At 74.0% G+C, this 20,412-nt stretch carries 13 protein-coding genes, 1 tRNA gene and 1 riboswitch; of the genes, 8 read left to right on the top strand and 6 right to left on the bottom strand.

Annotation, left to right across the window (positions count from 1 at the left end; genetic code table 11):
• Positions 1–96: 96 nt before the first annotated feature.
• Entirely contained in the window at positions 97–1,962 is a 1,866-nt protein-coding gene (locus ACZ5CZ_RS38335; RefSeq protein ID WP_468949456.1) for a sigma-70 family RNA polymerase sigma factor, read from the top strand.
• On the opposite strand, the gene ACZ5CZ_RS38330 is transcribed toward ACZ5CZ_RS38335, so the two are convergent.
• A complete protein-coding gene (locus ACZ5CZ_RS38330) occupies positions 1,949–5,323 on the bottom strand; it encodes a BTAD domain-containing putative transcriptional regulator (protein ID WP_468949454.1) in 3,375 nt (1,124 codons plus the stop codon). The genes ACZ5CZ_RS38335 and ACZ5CZ_RS38330 overlap by 14 nt on opposite strands.
• Positions 5,324–5,738: 415 nt before the next feature.
• A complete protein-coding gene (locus ACZ5CZ_RS38325; protein ID WP_385848360.1) occupies positions 5,739–7,817 on the bottom strand; it encodes an asparagine synthase-related protein in 2,079 nt (692 codons plus the stop codon).
• A 700-nt stretch (positions 7,818–8,517) separates the two neighbouring features.
• Between ACZ5CZ_RS38325 and ACZ5CZ_RS38320 the strand changes: the two genes are divergently transcribed.
• From ACZ5CZ_RS38320 to ACZ5CZ_RS38305, 4 genes are all read left to right on the top strand, one after another.
• A complete protein-coding gene (locus tag ACZ5CZ_RS38320) occupies positions 8,518–9,942 on the top strand; it encodes an MFS transporter (protein WP_385848359.1) in 1,425 nt (474 codons plus the stop codon).
• 106 nt (positions 9,943–10,048) lie between these two features.
• Positions 10,049–11,257, top strand: coding sequence for an L-2-hydroxyglutarate oxidase (gene lhgO, locus ACZ5CZ_RS38315; RefSeq protein WP_385848357.1), 1,209 nt, complete (start codon positions 10,049–10,051; stop codon positions 11,255–11,257).
• Between the two features lie 212 nt (positions 11,258–11,469).
• Complete coding sequence (gene trmB, locus ACZ5CZ_RS38310) at positions 11,470–12,297, top strand: tRNA (guanosine(46)-N7)-methyltransferase TrmB (RefSeq protein WP_468949451.1); 828 nt, start codon at positions 11,470–11,472, stop codon at positions 12,295–12,297.
• A gap of 63 nt (positions 12,298–12,360) precedes the next feature.
• Complete coding sequence (locus ACZ5CZ_RS38305; protein ID WP_468949449.1) at positions 12,361–13,704, top strand: PrsW family intramembrane metalloprotease; 1,344 nt, start codon at positions 12,361–12,363, stop codon at positions 13,702–13,704.
• 54 nt (positions 13,705–13,758) lie between these two features.
• On the opposite strand, the gene ACZ5CZ_RS38300 is transcribed toward ACZ5CZ_RS38305, so the two are convergent.
• The 3 genes from ACZ5CZ_RS38300 to ACZ5CZ_RS38290 form a co-directional block, all read right to left on the bottom strand.
• The gene (locus ACZ5CZ_RS38300) at positions 13,759–14,703 is read right to left on the bottom strand and encodes an aldo/keto reductase (protein WP_468949447.1); all 945 of its coding nucleotides are present in this window, start codon (positions 14,701–14,703) and stop codon (positions 13,759–13,761) included.
• Positions 14,704–14,776: 73 nt separating this feature from the next.
• Positions 14,777–15,808 carry a M23 family metallopeptidase gene (locus tag ACZ5CZ_RS38295; RefSeq protein WP_385848352.1) on the bottom strand — a complete coding sequence of 344 codons (1,032 nt, stop codon included), beginning with the start codon at positions 15,806–15,808 and terminating at the stop codon, positions 14,777–14,779.
• A gap of 9 nt (positions 15,809–15,817) precedes the next feature.
• A riboswitch (cyclic di-AMP (ydaO/yuaA leader) is annotated at positions 15,818–15,993 on the bottom strand.
• Between the two features lie 257 nt (positions 15,994–16,250).
• Positions 16,251–17,444 (bottom strand): PP2C family protein-serine/threonine phosphatase, encoded by a 1,194-nt coding sequence (locus ACZ5CZ_RS38290; protein ID WP_468949445.1) that lies wholly within the window; start codon positions 17,442–17,444, stop codon positions 16,251–16,253.
• A gap of 155 nt (positions 17,445–17,599) precedes the next feature.
• On the opposite strand from ACZ5CZ_RS38290, the gene ACZ5CZ_RS38285 reads away from it, so the two are divergent.
• Positions 17,600–17,673 (top strand) — tRNA-Met (locus ACZ5CZ_RS38285).
• Between the two features lie 124 nt (positions 17,674–17,797).
• Here ACZ5CZ_RS38285 and ACZ5CZ_RS38280 read toward each other — a convergent pair.
• Positions 17,798–18,934 carry a dihydrofolate reductase family protein gene (locus ACZ5CZ_RS38280; RefSeq protein WP_468949443.1) on the bottom strand — a complete coding sequence of 379 codons (1,137 nt, stop codon included), beginning with the start codon at positions 18,932–18,934 and terminating at the stop codon, positions 17,798–17,800.
• Positions 18,935–19,012: 78 nt separating this feature from the next.
• Between ACZ5CZ_RS38280 and ACZ5CZ_RS38275 the strand changes: the two genes are divergently transcribed.
• Together ACZ5CZ_RS38275 and ACZ5CZ_RS38270 are read left to right on the top strand one after the other, a co-directional pair.
• Positions 19,013–19,522 carry a MarR family winged helix-turn-helix transcriptional regulator gene (locus ACZ5CZ_RS38275; protein WP_385848348.1) on the top strand — a complete coding sequence of 170 codons (510 nt, stop codon included), beginning with the start codon at positions 19,013–19,015 and terminating at the stop codon, positions 19,520–19,522.
• 93 nt (positions 19,523–19,615) lie between these two features.
• Positions 19,616–20,251, top strand: coding sequence for a GTP cyclohydrolase II (locus ACZ5CZ_RS38270; RefSeq protein WP_467550333.1), 636 nt, complete (start codon positions 19,616–19,618; stop codon positions 20,249–20,251).
• Positions 20,252–20,412 lie beyond the last annotated feature (161 nt).

The following is a 20,412-nucleotide window of genomic DNA, read 5'->3' as shown; positions in this document are numbered from 1 at the left end:
GTGGATGCGGTGCCGACGGCCCCTTGGCCGAAAGCCCCGTGTGGCACCCTGAGCCGGGTAGGGGTTGGGCTGGGCCGGTGTCGGGGGCTTTCCGCGATGAGCGCTGACGGTTGGGACGGGTCACGCGGTGACGACGGCGACGCACAGCCGGTCGGGCCGAGTGCGCCCAAGGTGCCGGGTCAGGGCGGCCGCACCGGCGAGAGTGTGCCCGCCCAGCGCGAGGGAAGCGTGCTGCCGCCGCCGCGCGAGATGCCGCCCGCCGACGGCGAGCTGATCGAGCGGATGCGCGGCGGCGACGACTCCGCCTACGCGGAGCTGTACCGCCGGCACGCCGACGCCGTACGGCGTTACGCGCGCACCTGCTGCCGGGACGGACACACCGCCGACGACCTGACGGCCGAGGTCTTCGCGCGGATGTTGCAGGCCGTGCGCGGCGGCGCCGGCCCCGAGCACGCCGTACGCGCCTATCTGCTGACGTCGGTACGGCGGGTCGCCGCGCACTGGACCAGGTCGGCGCGGCGCGAGCAGCTCGTCGACGACTTCGCCGTGTTCGCCCAGCAGTCCGCGCGCTCCGCCGAGACCGCCGACGACGACACCCTGGAGCTGGGCGCCGATGTCCGCGCCCTGCACGAGGCCGAGCAGTCCATGGCCATGCAGGCCTTCCGCTCGCTGCCCGAACGCTGGCAGGCCGTGCTGTGGCACACCGAGGTCGAGGACGAGTCGCCGAGCGAGGTGGCCGTGCTGTTCGGGCTGGACGCCAACGGCACGCGCGTGCTCGCCAGCCGCGCCCGCGAGGGCCTGAAGCAGGCCTATCTCCAGGCCCATGTCAGCGCCGCCCTCACCGGGGACGAGGAGTGCGCCCGCTACGCCGACCAGCTCGGCACCTACGCCCGCCGCAAACTGCGTATCCGCGCCGAGCGGGGCCTGCGCAAGCACCTGGAGGAGTGCGCCCGGTGCCGGCTCGCGGCCGCGCAGATCCAAGAGGTCGCGAGCGGTATCCCCGGTGTCGTCCCGGTCGCGGTCATCGGCTGGTTCGGGGCCGCCGGATACGCCAAGGCCCTCGGGATCGTGGCCGGCAGCGCCGGGGCGGGTGCGGCGGGTGCCGCCGCAGCGGCCGGCGGATCGTCCGGCGGGGCGGGCGGCGCGGGCGGTGCCGCGGTCTCCGAGGGGCTCGGCGCGCCGGTGAAGGCGGGGATCGCGGCCGGGGTGGTCGCGGTGGCCGCCGCCGCGGTGGCGCTCGCCCTGGTGAACGACAGCCATCCGCCGAAAGCGATCGCCAAGCCCTCGCCGCCCGCACCGATCGTGCGGCCCACGACACCCACCCCCACACCCACGCCGGCGAAGCCCACGCCGGAACCGGTGGCCCTGCCCGCCGAGCCCACACCCACACCGTCCCGCACGCCCACGCCCACTCCCCCTCCCACGCCGCCCCGGGCCCCGGCGCCGAAGCCCGCGCCCCCGAAACCCCGCCCGACGCCCACGCCCACACCGACCCCGACGCCCACCCCCACGCCACCGCCGGCACCCCTCGTCTACGAGGTGAGCGACCTGAACTACGACGCCACCGGCGACGGCACCCGGCCCGAGATCGTGCTGGGCGAGAGCAGCTGGGTGTGGCAGCGCTACGGCCTGTCGATCGACGGCACCCGGTACGCGCGCGGGGCCACCGTGCACGGCGATTCCTCCGTGACCATCGCCCTCAACCGGCAGTGCACCGCCTATGACGCGCTGGCCGGGATCGACGACATGACCCTCGGCCTCGGCAAGGTCTCCTTCTCGGTCTGGGCCGACGGGGTGCGGCTGTGGCAGTCCGGCACGGTCAAGGGCCACGACCGGGCCGTACCCGTCCATGTGGACCTCACCGGGCGCAGGACCGTACGCCTGGTGACCGAACCGCACGGCAACCTCATCGACGCGGTGGCGGTGGCGGACTGGGCGCAGTCCCGGTTCACCTGCCGCTAGCGGGCGTCCCGGTGGCGTCGGCGGACGGTGTCCCCGCGCGCAGCTCGCGCAGCACGTCCGCCACGTCGAAGCCGGCACCCCGGGCCCGCTCGGCCTCGTACCGGCCGGCCGGCAGCACCGCGCGGGCGTCGGCGAACACCCGCCGTGCCCGGCCGCGCTCCGGCTCGGGCCGGGGCCGGCCGGCCCGCCAGCGGTCCGAGGCCTCGTACAGCCGGAGCGCGCCCGGCAGATCGCCGAGCCGGGCCAGCAGCCAGGCCCCGGTGTCCACGAGCCCTCCGGTGATCGACTCGGCGCACCGCTGCTCCACCGCCTGGTCCAGCGCGTCGGCGAGGATCGGCAGGGCGTGTTCCGGGCCGCGCTCCTCGGCCACCAGCAGCGCCTCGACCGTCCGCAGGAAGGCCGTGAACTGCGGCGGTGCGGTGATGCCGCCGCCGACCAGCGCGCGGGTCGCCTCGTACAGCTCGCGGGCGCGGGCGGTGTCCCCGTCGTCCAGGGCGATGGAGGCGCGCAGCAGCAGGACGAAGGAGCGGGCCTCCGCCACTCCGTACTGCTCGGCGGCCGTGTTCGCCTCGTCCAGCGCGGCGAGCGCCGCCTCGCGGTCGCCGGAGCGGTGGGCGATCTCGGCGAGCCGCGCCAGCAGGAACGGGGACTCGGCGTACGCGCCGACCTCGTAGGCGAGCCGGAGCCCTTCCTCGTACTCACCGCGTGCCTCCTCGAAGCGGCCGCGGGCCATGGCCGCCTCGCCTGCCGCGCTGCACACCTGGGCGCGCATCCAGCGATCCCCGACCCGCCGGCTGAGCTCGCGCAGCTCGGCCAGGTCCTCGTCCACGCCCGCCAGATTGCCCGGGGAGTCCACGACCACATGGGTGCGGTACATCAGGGCGACGCCGATCTCCCAGTCGCCGCCGTGGGCACGGCAGTTGGCGACGGCCGCGGCCATGTCGGGGCCGGTTTCCACGGTGCCGGCCAGGTGGTAGGCGGTCAGCGGCCAGATGATGCCGGGGAGCCGGGCGGCCTGCGGGCCGCCGTGCTCGTAGGCGGCGCGGACCCGGGCGACGTACGCCCGGGCGCGCTCGTCGGCGGCGAGGCTCTCCTCGTCGGACTCGAAGCTGAGGAACAGATCGAGCATCCGCAGGTCCATGCGCGCTTCGTGCCGGGGATGCCGCTCCTCCGCGCCCTGGGGGGTGGCGAGCAGGGCGCCCACCGGGTCGGCCGACTCCACCAGTGCGCTCAGTTCCACCTCGGAGGTCCGGCCCGCCGGGGTGCCCCGGGCCTCCAGGGTGTCCAGGGCCACGCCCAGGCGCAGCACCAGACGCACCCAGGACAGCGCCTCCCGGCGGTAGTTGCGCAGCCACCAGAACCAGCCCATGGCCACGACGATGGCGGCCGCCTGCGCCTCGTCACCGGCGCGCACGGCCCGGTCGACGGCCGCCCGGATGTTGTCCAGCTCGGCCTCCAGGCGGGAGATCCAGGGCAGCTGGTCCGCGGAGCGCAGCCGCGGCTCGGCCTCCTCGACCAGGGCGCGCACCCACGCGCGGTGCCGAAGCTCCGCGGCGGCGCGCAGTCCGGGGATCTCGGCGGCGCGCTCGTCGGCGTACTCGTGGATGGTCTCCAGCAGGCGGTAGCGCATGCCGTCCGGCCGGCCGGTGCCGGGGCCGTCGGGGCCGTAGGGGGCGGCCACGACGAGGGACTTGTCCACGAGGGCGCCGATCAGGTCGGCCGCCGGGCCGGTGCACACGGCCTCGGCGGCCGCCAGGTCGAAGCCGCCGGCGAACACGGAGATCTCGCGCAGCATGGTGCGTTCGCGTTCGTCCAGCAGGTCCCAGGACCAGTCGACCACCGCGCGCAGGGTCTGCTGGCGGGGCAGGACCGTGCGGCTGCCGGAGGTGAGCAGGCGGAAGCGGTCGTCGAGCCGGTCGGCGATCTGCCGTGGGGTCAGCAGCCGGAGCCGGGCCGCGGCCAGCTCGATGGCGAGCGGCAGCCCGTCCAGGCGGCGGCAGATCTCCGCGACGGCCTCGGTGTCGGCGAGCACCGCGTCGGCGTCGGGACGGACGGCCCGCGCGCGCTCGGCGAACAGCCGGTGCGCCTGCTCCGGGACAAGGGGCTCGACCGGGCGCACCGACTCACCGGGGACGCCCAGGGGTTCACGGCTGGTCGCGAGGATCGTGAGCCCGGGGCAGTGGGTGAGGAGGGTCTCGGCGAGGGCGGCGGCCGCGCCGATGACATGCTCGCAGTTGTCAAGGATCAGGAGCTGGCTGCGCGCGGCGCAGTGCTCGATCAGCAGGGCGACGGGGTCGTCCTGCGGGGCTGCCAGGTCGGTGCTCAGCAGCACGGTCTCACGCAGACCGAGCGCGCTGACCACCGCGCCGGGCACCGCCTCCGGGTGGTCGAGCGGGGCCAGCTCGACCAGCCATGCCGGGGTCAGGGAGGCGGCGGCCTCCTCGGCGAGGCGGGTCTTTCCGGAGCCGCCCGGTCCGGTGAGGGTGACCAGGCGGGCCCTGTGCACATCCGAACGAATGGCCTCCAGCTCCGGTTCCCGCCCCACGAAAGAGGTAAGCCGGGGACGCAGGTTGCCGGTGCGCTCGGGCGGCCGGGCGGGGGCCGGCGCCTTCGCCGCCGGCCGCGGAGTCTCGGGGACCGGCTCCTCCTGCTTCAGCAACGACGCGTGCAGCGCCCTGAGTTCCGGGCCCGGGTCGGTGCCGAGGGAGTCGGCGAGGGTGCGGCGGACGGACTCGTAGACGGCGAGCGCGTCGGCGGGCCGGGCGGTGTCCCGCAGGGCGCGGATGAGGAGGGCGTGCAGCGGCTCGTCGTAGGGGTGCGCGGCGGTCAGTTCCGTCAGTTCCGGTACGACGTCCTGGGCGCGGCCGAGGTCGAGCGCGGCGGCGGCGCGGGCGCGGACCGCCTCCGCGCGGAGGGCTTCGGGGCGGGCGGCGGCGGTGCGGTCGGGGAGGTCGGCGAGGGCCGGGCCGTGCCAGAGCGCGAGGGCCTCGGTGAGCGCGCGGTGGGCGGTTGCCGGGTCGCCGTCGGCGAGGGCTCTGGTGCCGGTGTGGGCGAGGCGTTCGAAGACGTACAGGTCGATGTCGTCCTCGCTGGCCTCCAGGCGGTAGCCGCCCGGGGCGGAGGTGACGGTGTGCCGGCCGAGGGCGCGGCGCAGGCGGCCGACGAGGGCCTGGAGGGCGGCGGGGGCGTCCTGCGGCGGATCGACCGGCCAGACCTCGTCGATGAGGGTTTCGGCGGTCGCGGTGCGGCCGGGACGCAGGGCGAGCGCGGTGAGCAGCGCGCGGAGGCGTGGGCCACCCACGGGTATGAGGGCGCCCTGCTCGTCCACTGCCTGGGTCACGCCCAGGATTCCGTACCGCACCCGATCATTGTGGCCCGCGCGTCCCGGGGGCACGGGGGTGTGCGGGGACGCGGGGGCCGTTCCGGGGGCAGGGGGACCGGGCGGGTCGGCGGGGGTCGGCCGGTACGGAGGGGCAGTGCCGGTCCGCAGGGAATGTGCGGGTCCGCGGGGAGCGGGGGGTCCGCGGGAATTGCGGCTACGCAGGGACCACGCCGGAACGGGGGAACTGCGCGGGTCCACGGGGACGGTGCGGGTCCACGGGAACCGCACCGGAACACCGGGGGCCGGGCCGGAACACAGGGGCCACGCCGATCCTCGGGAACCCCGCCGGAACACGGGGACCGCCGCGGCCAGGCCGCAGGAACCGCACCGGAACACCGCACCCGCCCCGGTCCGCAACTTCGCCGCGATGGGCGGGCCCCCGGGCTCGGCTGCACTAACCTCCCGGCGCCAGAACCCCCCTGCGCCGCTGGATTCCCGACGGAACCGCCCGCGCTCGGGACGGCGTGCCCGTCCAGCAGGTGCCGCGGCGGGCGAGGAGGCGGCGGAGCCAGAGTTCGAGGGAGACGAGGTCGGCCAGGCCGTCCAGGGGGAGGGGTTCGCCGGCGGCCGCCGCGCGGACGGCCTTGCGGACGACGCGGGCCTCGACCAGGCCCGCGTCGGCGAGCAGTGGGGTGGCGAACAGGTCCAGCAGGGGGTCGGCGGACACGCGCAGGCCCGCGCGCGCGGCCGCCGCCGACGAGGCGTGGGAGGGGGCGCCCCAGCCGGGCGGGAGGTCGGTGACGCCGGCGCCCTCCAGGACCGTACGCAGGACGGCGGCCCGGGCGCCGGGCTGGACGCGCAGCGACTCGGGCAGGGCGCGGCAGGCCCGGACGACCTGGTTGTCGAGGAAGGGCGCGTGCAGGCGCTGGGAGCGGATCTCGGCGGCCTGTTCCAGGATGCGCAGGTCGGCGGCGTACCGGGCGAGCGCCGCACGCGCGCGGTGGTCACCGGGGCGGCGGTCGGGGCCCGCGGCGGAGCCCTCCGCCGCCGCCTGGAGCAGAACCGATACTTCAGCCAGTGCCTCCCCCGTCAGCCAGCGGGCCGCCGGCCCGGGTCTGGCCCAGGTCAGCGCGGCGAGGGACGCGCCGACCGCCCCCTTGGGCTCGTCGAAGCGGCGCCGCATCAGCCGCTCGGCCAGGAACTCCAGGCCCGCGCGGTAGGGCGTACGGGCCAGCCGGCGGGCCGCGCCGTACACGCGCGCGGGAACCATCACCGAGCCGTCGGCGCGGGTGAGTGCGGCGACCGGCCGGACCAGATCGCGCCGTCTGCGGTCCATCAGCAGGTCGGCGAGCCGGGCGGGGTGGGCGTCCAGGACCTGGCGGGCGCCATGGCCGATGAAGTGGTCGGCGCTGCCCGCGGCGAACCGGGCCCGGTGCCGGGCGGCCTGCACCAGCGAGGGGCCCGGTTCGTCGGTGAGCGGGCCGTCCAGGTCGGCGTACGGCAGGCTCTCCTCGCCGCCGGTGACCACCACGTGGTGCAGGCGGGGGCCCGCGGCAAGGGCGCCGGCGCGTTCCAGTTCGGCCTCGCGGCCGCTCACGGCGAGGTCGTTGAAGGTGACGGCGAGAAGGCGTTCGCCCGCGCCGGTGCCCTGCCCGACGAGCATGCCGGGTCTGCCGGGAAGGCCCGCGGCGAGCAGGGCGAGGGTGCCGGAGGCCGGTCCGCCGGACAGGTCGGCGCCGATGCCGGGTACCGGCATGCCCCGCCGGGCGCGCCGCTCGGCGGGCCCCATGCCGGGCACCGGGCCGGGGTCCAGGTCGGGCACGTGCCGGGGCGCGGCCAGCCGGGTGCGGACGGCCTCCACGAGGGCGTCCCGTACGGCGTCCACCGCGCGGTCGGGGTCGGCCGGGGGCGCGGCCACGGCGAGCGAGGCGACCGGCTCGTACCCGGTGATCTCGCGCACCCCGGCGCGCAGCACCAGCGCATGCCCCGGCGGAACGCGGCGTACGCCCTCGTACGGGGTGGTGTCGCGCAGCGCGGCGGGCACATCGGGGGCGGCGAGCAGCGCGGCCAGATGACCGAAGTCGAGGTTGGCCTCCACGAGGTCGGCGAGGGGCAGCGCGGCGGTGGCGTAGGCCGTACCGCCCGCCCAGGGGGTGTGGAACACCGGGCGCGCCCCCGCGAGGTCGCCGCAGACGGTGATGCGGCGGCCCACCCGGACGACGGCCGTGTAACTGCCGGGCCAGCAGGTCAGATGGCGCAGTGCGCCCCCGCGCGCGGTGAACAGCGCCCGCCGCAGCTCCTCGTCCGAGGCGCCGCAGATGCCGAGGACGGCGATCCGGTTGTCCGCGTCGGCCTGCACCACCCGCACCTCGTCCGGGCGCCAGTCGCCGACGGCCCACAGCGGATCCGGGTCGCCCCACAGGAGTTGGGAGCCGACCGGGTGCAGGGTCTCGCCGTCGTAGCCGAGGGCGCCCGCGGAGCCGGTCCCGGCGACGCCCGGGGCGGTGCTGCTCCAACCCACCAACCACCGCATCGACGCCTCCACAGCCTGTGGACAACCCCTGCACCGTACGAACAGGACCCCATGCTGCCACGAAGGGCGTGCCGTGGAGGGGCGGTGACACCGCCTCACGTGCACCACGGCAAGGGAAGTTGACGCCCGCGCGGTGCGGACCCGAAGTGGAGGCACCCGGCGGGGCGATACGAACGCGCCCCCTATACGCTCCCCCAGAACGCCCCGTGCGCCCTCAAGTTGCGTGGTGAGAGGCGTGTACGACCATGGAGCACCAGGGTCGATTTTCAGCCAAATCGTAAGAGTCGGCGCGGCGGTGAGCACGCTCCGTACAGGCCTGCGGAGCGCGCGGCGGCGCCGATACGCGCACAGTCCGGGAGGCGGGCATCGCCTCCCGGACCGGTCCGCCACCCGCGGGGATGAAGGTGGCGGTGTCCCCCAGCCCACTGGATCCAGTACAGCGGGCCGACCCACGCAGGACCCATGGAACCGCTCCCCCGATGGCCGGAGAAGAGCGCACGGACGGGCGCACGGCCACACGGCCGGGGGCACGCGGCGACAGACCGTGCACGGTGCGTACAGGACCGCACTGCCGTACGGACCACAATCCCGCCATCCGGAACAATGCCCCTTAACGCTTGGGATGCGGCGAACTACGCTGGGTTTACGAATGCCGCATGGTTATGCCAGCGCGGCAGCCGTCTGTGTCGAGGGGTGGCGCATGTCCAGGGAGCAACGCGGGCCGAACGAAAAGCTCGGCGCCGTTCTCGCCCTCGCGGGAATCAGCAACGCAGGCCTCGCGCGACGCGTCAACGACCTCGGCGCGCAACGCGGGTTGACTCTTCGCTACGACAAGACCTCCGTGGCGCGCTGGGTGTCGAAGGGGATGGTGCCCCAGGGCGCGGCACCGCACCTCATCGCCGCCGCCATCGGCCAGAAGCTCGGCCGGCCGGTGCCGCTCCACGAGATCGGCCTGGCGGACGCGGATCCCGCGCCCGAAGTGGGCCTCGCCTTCCCCAGAGACGTAGGACAGGCGGTGCGGTCGGCGACCGAGCTGTACCGTCTCGACCTCGCCGGCCGCCGGGCCGGGTCCGGCGGCATCTGGCAGTCGCTCGCCGGATCGTTCGCAGTGAGCGCATACGCAACGCCTGCCTCACGATGGCTGATAACCCCCGCCGACAGCTCGGTCGCACGGGAGGCGGAAACCGCCGAAGGCTCCGGCGCACCGATCAAAGTCGGCCACAGTGATGTGCGCAAACTGCGGGAGGCAGCCGAGGACGCCAGGCGCTGGGACTCCAAGTACGGGGGCGGCGACTGGCGTTCGTCCATGGTGCCGGAGTGCCTGCGCGTGGAGGCGGCGCCCCTGCTCCTCGGCGCCTACTCCGACGAGGTCGGCCGCGCCCTGTTCGGCGCCACCGCGGAACTCACCCGGCTGGCCGGGTGGATGGCCTTCGACACCGGGCAGCAGGAGGCGGCCCAGCGCTACTACATCCAGGCGCTGCGCCTCGCGCGCGCGGCGGCCGACGTCCCGCTCGGCGGGTACGTCCTCGCCTCCATGTCGCTCCAGGCGACCTACCGGGGCTTCGGCGACGAGGGCGTCGACCTGGCCCAGGCCGCGCTGGAGCGCAACCGGGGACTGGCGACGGCCCGCACGATGAGCTTCTTCCGGCTGGTCGAGGCACGGGCACACGCGCGCGCGGGAGACGCACAGGCCGCGGGCGCGGCACTCAAGGCCGCCGAGGGATGGCTGGAGCGGTCCCGGGAAGGCGACAACGACCCCTCCTGGCTCGGGTTCTACGGCTACGACCGGTTCGCCGCCGACGCCGCCGAGTGCTACCGCGACCTGAAGGCGCCACGGCAGGTACGGCGCTTCACCGAGCAGGCGCTGTCCAAGCCGACGGAGGAGTTCGTGCGCTCGCACGGGCTGCGGCTGGTGGTGTCGGCCGTCGCCGAGCTGGAGTCCGGCAATCTCGACGCGGCCTGCGAGCAGGGGGTGCGGGCCGTGGAGGTGGCCGGGCGGATCTCCTCGGCCCGGACCACCGAGTACGTGAAGGATCTCCTGCACCGGCTGGAGCCGTACGGGGACGAGCCCCGGGTGGTGGAGCTGCGGGAGCGGGCCCGGCCGCTGCTGATGACACCGGCGTAGGCGGCCTCCGCACCCGCCCGCGCCGCCGGCGCGGTCCCGCCGCCCGAGGGCGTTTGAAGGCGTTGTCAGTGGCGCAGTGCACTATCGAGGGTGGAGGTGGTGCTCGGTGCGGGTCGGGGCGTACGACGGTGATGTGCTCGTGGTCGGGGGCGGGATCGTCGGTCTGTCGACGGCGTATGCGATCACGCGTGCCGCGCCGGGCACGCGGGTGACCGTGCTGGAGAAGGAGCCGGGACCGGCCCGGCACCAGACGGGGCGCAACAGCGGGGTCATCCACAGCGGGATCTACTACCGCCCCGGCTCCCTCAAGGCGCGGTACGCGGTGCGCGGCGCCGCCGAGATGGTGAAGTTCTGCGCCGAGTACGGCATCGCGCACGCCGTCACCGGCAAGCTGATCGTCGCCACCGAGCGCGAGGAGCTGCCCCGGCTGCACGCCCTCGTGCAGCGCGGCCGGGAGAACGGCATCCCGGTCCGCGAGCTGGGCCCCGCCCAGATCTCCGAGTACGAACCGGAGGTGCGCGGCCTGGCCGCCATACACGTCGGCACCACCGGCATCTGCGACTACGTCGAGGTCGCCCGCCATCTCGCGGCCGCCTCGGGCGCCGAGATCCGGTACGGCGCCGAGGTCGTCCAGGTGGACCGCCGGCCGGAGCGGGGCGTGGCCGTGCGCACCGCCGCCGGTGACGTCGTCCGCGCGCGCGTGCTGGTGAACTGCGCCGGGCTGCACTGCGACCGGCTCGCCCGGCTGACCGGGGACGACCCCGGGGTGCGCATCGTGCCGTTCCGCGGGGAGTACTACGAGCTGGCCCGGCCCGAGCTGGTGCGCGGCCTGGTCTATCCGGTGCCGGACCCGGCGTTCCCGTTCCTCGGGGTGCATCTGACCCGGGGCATCGACGGCGGCGTGCACATCGGCCCCAACGCGGTCCCCGCGCTGGCCCGGGAGGGATACGGCTGGGGGGTCGTCCGCCCCCGCGAGCTGGCCGGGACCGTGGCCTGGCCGGGCTCCTGGGTGATCGCCCGGCAGCACTGGCGGTACGGAGCGGGTGAGCTGCGCCGGTCGGTGTCCCGAAGAGCCTTCCTGGAAGCGGTGCGCAGACTGCTGCCGGCGGTCGAGCGGGACGACCTGGTGCGGGCGCCCGCGGGAGTGCGCGCCCAGGCGGTGCTGCGGGACGGCACGCTGGTGGACGACTTCCTCATCCGCGAGGGGAGCCGCGCCGTGCATGTGCTGAACGCCCCGTCCCCGGCCGCCACCGCTTCCCTGCCGATCGGCAGGGAGGTCGGACGCCGGGCGCTGTCGATGCTCGGCTCGCTGTAGTGCCGTACCCGCACGGGACCGGCCGCGCCCCGCACCGACCCGACCGTCCCCCGCACCGACCCGACCGCGCCCCGCACGAGACCGGCCGCGCCCCGCACCGACCCGACCGCTCCCCGCACGGGACCGGCCGATCCCTCCACGCGAGCGACCGTTCTCTCCACGCGACCGACCTCCGGGAGGCGCTCCCCGCGCGCCGTAAAATCGGAAGCACTGTGTCTGACTCCCTGAACCTCCCCGAAGCCCCCTCGTCGGCCCTCCACGCCCCCGGCGACTCCATCCGGCACACCCGGGCCAAGGGCGAGCCGCGGTTTCCCGACGGGCCCAAGGCCGACCCCGCCGGCTCGCACTTCGAGCGGCGGATCCGCAGCTTCCAGCCGCGGCGCAGCCGGGTGACGGCCGGGCAGGCCGACGCCCTCCAGCGGCTGTGGCCCCAGTGGGGGCTGGACATCGACGGGCAGCGGATCATCGACCTCGGCGAGCTGTTCGGCAACGACAATCCGGTCGTGCTGGAGATCGGGTTCGGGATGGGCGAGGCCACCGCGCAGATGGCCGCCGCCGACCCGGACACCAACATCCTCGCCATCGACGTGCACACCCCGGGCCAGGGCAACCTGCTGAACCTCGCCGACCAGAACGGGCTGTCCAACGTCCGGGTGGGCAACGGGGACGCGATCATCCTGCTCCGCGAGATGCTCCGGCCCGACTCCCTCGACGGGCTGCGCGTGTACTTCCCGGACCCCTGGCCCAAGAAGCGGCACCACAAGCGCCGGCTGATCCAGCCCGAGTTCCTGACGCTCGCCGCCGAGCGGCTGAAGCCCGGCGCGATCGTGCACTGCGCGACCGACTGGGAGCCGTACGCCGAGCAGATGCTCGAGGTGCTCAGCGCCCACCCGGCCTTCGAGAACACGCAGGCGGACGGCGGTTTCGCGCCCCGGCCCGCATTCCGGCCGCTGACCCGTTTCGAGGGGCAGGGGCTGGACAAGGGTCATGTGGTGAACGATCTGCTGTTCCGGCGCGTACCGCACGGCCAGGACGGATAAGTCCAGCAAGCAGGGGCGGAAACGCGCCGGCCCCTCGTCCCGCCGTCGTTAGGGTCGATGCCCGTGGCCACCAGTCCCCCGTACCCGACCTACCCCCTCAGCCCCGGCGGCGGCACCCTGCGCCATCCGCACTGGTGGCAACACCGGTGGGTGCGATACGGAGCACTGATCACGCTGCTCGCGCTGTCCGGGCTGGTGATTCTCGCGCTGGTGCGCCGGCAGACCGGCACGGAAGGGTTCCTGGTCGGGCTCGGGCTGGCCGTGCTGCCCGTGCCCTGGCTCATATCCGCCTTCCGCTGGCTGGACCGGGTCGAGCCCGGCCCCTGGCGGAACCAGGTCTTCGCCTTCGCCTGGGGGGCCTGCGCGGCGGCGCTGATAGCCATCGTCGCCAACAGCTTCGCGACCCACTGGATAGCCACCGCCACCGCCGACCCGGCCGGCGCCGACACCCTCGGGGCGACGGTGATAGCGCCGATCGTCGAGGAGTCCGCGAAAGCCGCGGCCGTGCTGCTGGTCTTCCTCTTCAAGAGACGCGACTTCACCGGGATCGTGGACGGCGTGGTGATAGCCGGGACCACCGCGACCGGGTTCGCGTTCACCGAGAACATCCTCTACCTCGGTACGGCCTTCGGGACCGACCAGCTCACCGGCGACCGCGGCATCGCCTCCGTCACCGCCGCGACCTTCTTCGTGCGCATCGTGATGTCCCCGTTCGCGCACCCCCTGTTCACCACCCTCACCGGGCTCGGCTTCGGCGTGGCCGCGCTGTCCGGGGAGCGGCAGCGGGCCCGGCGCACCCTGGTGCCGCTCGGCGGGCTGCTGCTCGCGATGAGCATGCACGCCCTGTGGAACGGCTCCGCCACCTTCGGGCCGTACGGCTTCTTCGGCGTGTACGGCGGCTTCATGGTGCCCGTGTTCGCGCTGCTGACCTGGCTGTCGATCTGGACGCGGCAGCGGGAGCTGCGGATCGTGCGGGAGGAGTTGCCGGCGTATGTGTCGGCGGGGTGGCTGGGCCCGGGCGAGCCGTTCGCGCTCGGTTCGATGCGGGCGCGGCGGATGGCCCGGGACTTCGCCCGGCACCACGCCGGGCGCCCGGCCGCCCGGGTGGTGGCGGAGTACGAGACGTACGCCACCTCGCTGGCGTCACTGCGGCGCCGGGGGCGCCGGGGCCGGGCCGGGGCCGACTTCGTCGTACGGGAGCGGGAGGTGCTGGAGGAGCTGTGGCGCCGCAGGGAGACGGCGCGTCCCGCGCTCGAGTACGCGGCCCGGGCCATCGCCCCTGCCCCGGCGTACTGGCCGCCGTACGCACACCCGGCGGCGCCGAACCCCGGAAACCCCGGGTACGCCGGATACTCCACGTACTCCGGGTACTCCGGGTATCCCGCATACAACCCCTACCGCACCTAGGGGCCGGGATCTCGCGGGGATCGGCACCGCCGGGTCACACCGGGGAGACGGTGATCAGGCCGACGCCTCGGTCAGCGTCGTGAGCTGCTCCTTCGTCAGGGTCAGGTTCGCCACCTCCGTCAGGGCCGGCAGCTGGGACACCGTACGGGCCGAGGCGATGGGAGCCGCCACCGTCGGCTGGGCGGCGAGCCAGGCCAGGGCGACCGTGGCGACCGGGGCCTCATGGGCGGCGGCGACCTCGTCCAGGGCGGCGAGGACCCGCCGGCCGCGCTCGGACTCCAGGTGCTTCGCGGCGGCTCCGGCGCGGGCGCTGTCGACCGTCGCACCGGGGCGGTACTTGCCGGTCAGGAAGCCGGAGGCGAGGGCGTAGTACGGGACCGCGGACAGGCCCTCGCGGGCGGCGAGGTCCTGGAGGTCACCCTCGTAGGTGTCGCGGGAGACCAGGTTGTAGTGGGGCTGGACGGCGACATAGCGGGCCAGGCCCTCGCGGGCGGAGAAGTCCAGGGAGGCCTGAAGGCGCTCGGCGCCGATGTTGGAGGCGGCGATGTGCCGGACCTTGCCCGCCTTCACCAGCTCGTCCAGGGCGCCGATGATCTCCTCGACCGGCACCTCGAGCTGGTCGTAGTGGGTGTAGTACAGGTCGATGTAGTCGGTGCCGAGACGGCGCAGGGAGGCGTCGGCGGCGGCCTTGATGGTGGCCGCGGACAGGCCCTGGAACTCGGGGTGCTGGCTGACCTTGGTGGCGACGACGACGTTGTCGCGGTTGCCGCGCGCCTTCAGCCACGCGCCGATGATCGTCTCCGACTCGCCGCCCTTGTTGCCCTCGGCCCAGGCCGAGTAGACGTCCGCGGTGTCGATGAAGTTGCCGCCGGCGGCCGTGTAGGCGTCGAGGACGGCGAAGGAGGTGTCCTCGTCGGCGGTCCAGCCGAAGACGTTGCCGCCCAGGGCGAGCGGGAAGACCTCGAGGTCGGAAGAGCCGAGTGTGCGCAGTGAAGTCATGATCAATGCCAACGCCGGCGAGAGGAAGCGCATTCCTCCGCCGGCGCCGCGTTCACCCGGAAAGCCGGGCCTGTCAGGGGTTGAGGCCCTTGTCGCGCAGCCAGGCCATGGGGTCGATGGCGGTGGGCTGGCCGTCCGGGTGGACCTCCAGGTGCAGGTGCGGCCCGGTGACGTTGCCGGTCGCACCGACGCGGCCGATGACGTCGCCGGTGTTCACCTGCTGGCCGACCGAGACGTTGATCGAGGACTGGTGGCAGTACCAGAGCTGGGTGCCGTCGTCGAGGGTGATGACCGTGCGGTAGCCGTAGGCGCCGGCCCAGCCCGCCTCGGTCACCTTGCCGGCGTGCACCGACTTGATGAGGGTGCCGGTGGGGGCGGCGAAGTCCAGGCCGGTGTGGTAGCCGGAGGACCACATCGAGCCGGGCTGCCCGAAGGTGCCGGTGATCGTGTACGACACGACCGGCAGCGAGTACTGCTTGGCCAGCTCGGCCAGGCGCTTGGCCTCGGCCTCCTTCTTGGCGTCGGCCTCCGCCTTCTGCTTGGCGGCGGCGGCCTTGGCGGCGGCCGCCTGCTCGGCCTTGGCGGCCGCGGCGGCGGTCTGCTTCTCGGAGGCGGCGAGCGCGGCGATGGTGGCCTTGCTGTCGGCCTGCCCCTTCTGCTGCTCGGCCTGGGCCATGATCCGGTTGCGCAGGGCCTCGCCCGCGCCACCGCTCTGCCCGGCCTCGGCCGAGGCCACGCCGACGGTGCCGAGCGTGCCGCCGGCGTCCTTGGGCGCGTCGGCGGAGTCGCCGCCGAAGAGGTGCTCGACGGAGTCCAGGTCCGGCATGGAGACGGAGACCGGCACCTTGCCGGGGTTGGCGCTGGCCATGCCGCCCGCGCCGACGGCGGCCATCACGCCGACACCGAGGACGGTGGAGCTGCGCGCGAAGCCGCCGCGCTGCTTGGCGACGCGGTGCCGACCGCGGACCGGAGCGACGGACTCCGCAGTGGGGTTCCACTCCTCCCAGGGGCCGTCCTCGGCGGCGGGGGAGCCGTATCCGAAGGTGTCCGTCTCGCGCTGAGCGGGTATGAACGGGGCTTCTGGGGCAGGCCGGTTGGACGCCACGCGGGCGCGCTCCTTTCCTTCCTCCGCCTACCGGGTTAGCTGACGGGTTCGGAGCAGGAAGGTCTCCTACGCGCGTAAACCGATCGTGGGCCGAGTCCGCTCGGCAAGTCCACGACGGTGTCCGCGTGATTCACCCCAAGGTGGTGGTTCCCCGGTTCCCTTACGGGATTCGGCGCGTGCGCACGGAGCCGCCTCTTGTGACGGCTGGGACGACCGCGCTGCGTTATCGAACGTTAATAGACCCTGCGGTTACTTTCCAAGCCCGTCCAGCTTGATCGTTAACCTTTTATGCCAGTACTTAAGGGTCACAAGGCCAGCAAACCGGGCGAGTTGACGGCGACTCGGTCACCGTTCAGGAGTCACAGCGTTTTTGATGGTGACTCAGATGTTATGCGCGCGGAGTCGCCCGGTCACTCATCGTGAACCCCCTGCGGGGAGACCCTCAGGGGTGCCGTACGGCGAGCAGCGCCATGTCATCCGCCATCCCTCCCCCGGAGTGCCTCCGCACCTCGTCCGCGAGCCGCCCCAGCAGCGCGCCCGGACCGGCGAAGGTACGGCCGGTAAGCCGCCGCTCGGGGTCGTAGAACCGGCCGTGGGCGTCCCGGGCCTCGGACAGCCCGTCGGTGTAGAGCAGCAGGGTGGCCCCGCCCGGAAAGGCCGCCTCCAGCACCCGGTCCGGCCACACCCCGAGATCACCCATGCCGAGCGGCAGCGCGGGCTCGGGCCCGGCCAGCGTGCGCACCGCGCCGTCGGCGTACAGCAGCAGCGGCGGCGGATGGCCGCGGTTGACGACCCGGACGAGCCCCTCGCCGTGCGGGAGTTCGGCCAGTACGGCGGTGGTGAACCCCTCGAAGGCGTCGATACCGTCCCGCCGGGCGCCCTCGCGGGCCAGCGCCCGCTCCAGCCGCTGCGCCACCTCCTCCAGCGTGGCCTCCTGCTCGGCCGCCTCCCGGAACGCGCCGATCACCACGGCGACCGCAGCGACGGCACCCAGCCCCTTGCCCCGCACATCCCCGACGATCAGCCGGACGCCGTACGGGCTGTCCTGCACCGCGTACAGGTCGCCGCCGATGGACGCGTCCTGCCGGGCCGCCTCGTAACGGGCGGCGATCCGGAAACCGCCGATCCGCGCCGCGGGCTCCGGCAGTACGGCCCGCTGGGCGGCCTCGGCGATCTCCCGGGCGGAGGCCAGCCGCCGGTCACCCAGGCGGACCACCCGGTTGATGGCGCCGGCCAGCACGGCGACGCTGGCCACGGTGACCAGATCGGTGACCGTGGCCACGGCCGGACGGGCACCGCCCTGCGCATGCACGGCGTAGGTGGCGCCGAGCGCCGCGAGGCCGGTCAGCGCGGTGCTGCGCAGCGAACTGAGCGGGGCCGCGATCAGCGCGGCGGCGGTGAAGAAGGGCACGGCGGTGAAGTCCCTCGGCGTCAGCAGGCCGTAGAGGACACCGCAGAAGATCAGCAGGACGGGCAGGCTCCGGGCCAGGGCGCGGGCACTCGGACGGCGCGGAGCGAGCGGGGAAGGGCGCACGGGGGCGGGCCGGTCGCCGTGGCCCGGCCCGGGCACCGGGTCGCCGGGGAGCCGGCCGCCCGCCCTGGCGTACGGGCTCTCCTCCACCTCACCAGGGCGCACCGTGTCTCTCCCGCATGTCCGACGTACCTCCAGATTTGCGGGCCCGGCAAGGCCGGGCGACCCCGGTGGGCCGACCGGATGAGCCCGCCCGAAGGACCCGCCGTAAACCGATGTGCGCGGGACCCCACGGATGACGTACACTGAAGTCACAACGACGCGGGGTGGAGCAGCTCGGTAGCTCGCTGGGCTCATAACCCAGAGGTCGCAGGTTCAAATCCTGTCCCCGCTACTGAAACTCAGGGCCGGAAACCAGCAATGGTTTCCGGCCCTGAGTGTTTCCATGAGCGTGTACGGCCCTAGGGGCGCCCCCGCAGGGGCGCCGGCCTGTTTCACCGGGCGAAGCGGGCCGGGAGTCAGCCCGCCAACAGATGAGAGTTCGGCGCCTTGGCGACCGCCTCCAGCTCGGGGACGACCACGACCTCCACTCCCCCCGCACCGAGCAGCCCGGCCCCGTCGGCCGCCGCCACGAAGGTGTCCGGCTCCCGCCAGGCGGTGACCACCCGGCGCACCCCCGCCCCGAGGATCAGCTCCGCACAGGGCGCCGGCCGCGACGCCCGCCGCGCACAGGGCTCCAGGCTGCTGTAGACCGTGGCGCCGGGCAGCCGCGGATCGGCCGGATCCAGCTTCGCCAGCGCCGCCTCCTCCGCGTGGACCACCGCGTCGCCGCCCTCCCGGGAGTGGCCACGGGCCAGCTCGGTGCCGTCCGCGGCGACCACCACCGCGCCCACGCTGAACGCGGTCTCCGAGGGCGGACACTGGGCGGCCAGCTCACAGGCGGTGCGCAGCCAGTGCCGGTCGGCGGCGGTGGCGGCCGCACCGGTGCCGGGGGCGGTGGGCTCGTACCGCATGAGGACGACGTCCTCGATCCGGCGCGTCTCGGTGAGCCGCAGCCGGCCCGGCTGATAGCCCCCGGGGCCGAACAGCCGCGGGGCCGCCGGGTCACCGACGAAGAGCGGGGCGAGGACCAGCTGGAGTTCGTCGGCGAGACCCTGCTGGAGCAGCTGGGTGTGCACCTGGCCGCCGCCCTCGACCATCAGCCGCCGCACACCCCGCACCTCGTACAGGTGCTTCAGCAGCAGCCGCCAGTCGAGGCCGGGCCCGAGCGCGACGACATCGGCCGTGCCGCCGAGCAGGCCTGCGGCCCGTTCGGCGCCCCGGTCGGTGGTGTAGACGACCTTGTCGCCGCCGGTGTGCCAGAAGTTCGCCCCCGGGTCGAGATCGCCGGAGGCGGTGACGGTCACCTTCAGCGGGTACTCCGGCCGGCCCGCCGCGACCCGGGCCGCACGCCGCTCGGCGGAGTTCACCAGCAGGCGCGGATTGTCGGCGCGGATGGTGCCGGCGCCGATCAGAATGGCGTCCACGGAGGCCCGTACCGCGTCGACCCGGTCGAAGTCGGCCGGGCTGGACAGCAGCAGCCGGTCGGGGCCGGTGTCGTCCAGGTAGCCGTCCAGGGAGACGGCGGCGGACAACAGCACGTACGGGTACGACATCGGCGCGCTCTCCCTGCGAGAACTTTCCCCCACCAAGACCTTCTTGGTTCAAGTTTGAAACAAACTTACACTGGCACCATGACGACCCGCTGGCTCACCCCCGAGGAGCAGCGCGCGTGGCGCGCGTATCTCGCCGCGAAGACCCTCCTCGAGGACGCGATCGACCGACGGCTCCAGCAGGACGCGGGCATGCCCCACCTGTTCTACTCCGTGCTGGCCTATCTGTCCGAGGCACCCGACCGCCGGCTGCGCATGACTGACCTCGCCGAACGGCTGAAGATCACCCGCAGCAGGCTGACCTACGCCGTGACCCGGCTGGAACGGGACGGGCTGGTGCGCCGGGAGGACTGCCGCTGGGACAAGCGCAGCCAGCTCGCGGTCCTGACCGACGAGGGGATGACCGTCCTGGAGCGTACGGCACCCGGGCACGTCGAGACCGTACGGTCCACGCTGTTCGACCGGCTCACCCCGGAGCAGGTGGGGCAGCTGGAGGCGATCTGTACCGGGATCACCCGCGGACTCCAGGGCGACGACGCCGAGCCCGGGGCGGAGGACGTCCCCTGGCGGCGCCGCTCCTCCTGTTCCTGATATTCCGATTGCTTTAAGTTTGAAGCATGGGATAGGGTCCACCGCGTAACGCTGCTTCAAATCTGAAGCACATGTCCGTGCCCGGAGGACCGCATGTCCGACTTCCCTGCCGCCACGCCGCGCGCCCGCGTCCGGGTACCGCTGCGCTTCCACGACGGTTACGCCGTCGACGCCGAGCTGGTCACCTTCCACGGCCTCGCCGACGGCCAGGAGCATGTCGCCGTCGTCCTCGGCGACCCCGGCCCCGTGCCGCTGGTGCGGCTGCACTCCGAGTGCCTGACCGGGGACGTCTTCGGCTCCGCCCGCTGCGACTGCGGGCCCCAGCTGCGCGAGGCCGTCGAGCGCATCGCCGACCGCGGCGGAGTGCTGCTCTACCTCCGCCAGGAGGGCCGGGGCATCGGCCTCTACAACAAGCTCGACGCGTACGCCCTTCAGGACCAGGGCCTCGACACGTACGCCGCGAACGCCGCTCTCGGCCTGCCGGAGGACGCCCGCGACTACACGGCCGCCGCGCAGATGCTGGCCGCTCTCGGCATCGGCGAGCTGGACCTGCTGTCCAACAACCCCGACAAGGCCGAGCAGTTGCGCTCGCTGGGCACCGTGGTCCGCGACCGGGTGCCGACCGGCGTCTTCACCACGGACCACAACGTCCGCTATCTGCGCGCGAAGGTCCTCCAGACCCAGCACACGCTGCCGCTGGCCGAGCTGACGGAACTGACCGCGGGCTGAGCCCTTTTCCGACGGCCGCCGGACAGCGGTAATGTCCGGCGGCCCCTTCTGATCGGGTCGCCGGCGCTGAAATGCAGAAAACCCCCGCACCAAAGGTGCGGGGGTTTTCCCAATAATTGTTCGGCGGTGTCCTACTCTCCCACAGGGTCCCCCCTGCAGTA

The organism is Streptomyces sp. NPDC031418, assembly GCF_055581605.1.
This window is presented reverse-complemented; position numbering and strand designations above follow the sequence as displayed.

What these genes read in the sequence shown, in the direction of transcription:
- ACZ5CZ_RS38335 (WP_468949456.1), top strand. Translation starts at nt 97, where the DNA reads ATGAGCGCTGACGGTTGGGACGGGTCACGCGGTGACGACGGCGACGCA.
- ACZ5CZ_RS38325 (WP_385848360.1), bottom strand. Translation starts at nt 7,817, where the DNA reads ATGCGGTGGTTGGTGGGTTGGAGCAGCACCGCCCCGGGCGTCGCCGGG.
- ACZ5CZ_RS38320 (WP_385848359.1), top strand. Translation starts at nt 8,518, where the DNA reads ATGTCCAGGGAGCAACGCGGGCCGAACGAAAAGCTCGGCGCCGTTCTC.
- ACZ5CZ_RS38300 (WP_468949447.1), bottom strand. Translation starts at nt 14,703, where the DNA reads ATGACTTCACTGCGCACACTCGGCTCTTCCGACCTCGAGGTCTTCCCG.
- ACZ5CZ_RS38280 (WP_468949443.1), bottom strand. Translation starts at nt 18,934, where the DNA reads ATGTCGTACCCGTACGTGCTGTTGTCCGCCGCCGTCTCCCTGGACGGC.
- ACZ5CZ_RS38275 (WP_385848348.1), top strand. Translation starts at nt 19,013, where the DNA reads ATGACGACCCGCTGGCTCACCCCCGAGGAGCAGCGCGCGTGGCGCGCG.
- ACZ5CZ_RS38270 (WP_467550333.1), top strand. Translation starts at nt 19,616, where the DNA reads ATGTCCGACTTCCCTGCCGCCACGCCGCGCGCCCGCGTCCGGGTACCG.